At 58.6% G+C, this 1,097-nt stretch carries 1 protein-coding gene; it reads left to right on the forward strand.

The features are described from left to right. Positions 1-49: 49 nt before the first annotated feature. Complete coding sequence (locus QN379_RS23395; protein WP_322234666.1) at positions 50-1,066, forward strand: IS30 family transposase; 1,017 nt, start codon at positions 50-52, stop codon at positions 1,064-1,066. Positions 1,067-1,097 lie beyond the last annotated feature (31 nt).

Here is a 1,097-nt window from a genome sequence, read left to right on the forward strand (position 1 = left end):
GGGCGTTCTCAAAGACCAAGTGCAACACCTTCTGCTGTAAGGTGCCGCCATGGCGAAAATTTACAAACATTTAACTACTCAGGAACGCGCCGTCGTCATGACCATGCGCGACGACCTGTGCTCCACCCGATCCATTGCTAAACGCCTTTGCCGTTCAGCCAGCACGATTAGCCGCGAACTCAAACGCACCAGCGGTGCCGGCGTCTACGATGCCAATCTGGCCCACGCACAATGCCAGGCGCGTCGTGTCCTGCCGCGACGTCTTCCCAAACTGCACGCGGACGGGGCCTTGTTCCAGGTCGTCCGGCATCAGCTAAAACTCCTCTGGTCGCCGCAGCAAATAGCGCGCAAACTCAGGGCCCTTTGGCCCGACAATTCTGAGAAATCTGTGTCCCACGAGACCATCTACAACGCCATCTACTTGCACCCACGCGGCGAACTCAAGCGTGAGCTGATTGCCTGCCTGCGTCACCACAACCAGGTCCGTAAGCCACGCAGCCGTGGCACCGATCGCCGGGGTCAGATCCCAGATATGCAGAGCATCCACATCCGGCCTCCAGAGGTCGAGGACCGCCTCATTCCCGGCCATTGGGAAGGGGACTTGATCAAGGGTGCCGGCAACCGCTCATCGGTGGGCACGCTGGTCGAGCGCACGACCGGCTTTGTGGTGCTCGCCAAGATGGACAACGCAACCACCAAAGCGGTCGTCGACAGCTTCTCGGCGGTGCTCAACCGCGAGCCGGCAGCGATGCGCAAGACCATGACTTACGACCAAGGGCGCGAGATGCACGGCCACAAAATCCTCACCGAGCGCACCGGTGTTCAGATCTATTTCGCCGACCCGCACAGCCCTTGGCAGCGCGGGTCAAATGAAAATACCAACGGCTTGTTGCGCCAATACATGCCCAAGGGTTCGGACCTGTCGATCTACTCTCAGGACGAACTCGACGCCATCGCCTTGTCGCTCAATACGCGTCCAAGAGCAAGGCTCGATTATGAGTCGCCACTCGTCGTTTATACTCAGCACATCGCGTTGCTACAACATCCGACTGACACTGTTAATTAACCCAGTGTTGCGCTTGGTATTTGAAACCGCC

This window comes from Glaciimonas sp. Gout2, assembly GCF_035018905.1.
GTDB lineage: Bacteria > Pseudomonadota > Gammaproteobacteria > Burkholderiales > Burkholderiaceae_D > Glaciimonas.

Excerpts from the sequence above, each read along its gene's own strand:
- QN379_RS23395 (WP_322234666.1), top strand. The coding sequence starts at position 50 with ATGGCGAAAATTTACAAACATTTAACTACTCAGGAACGCGCCGTCGTC.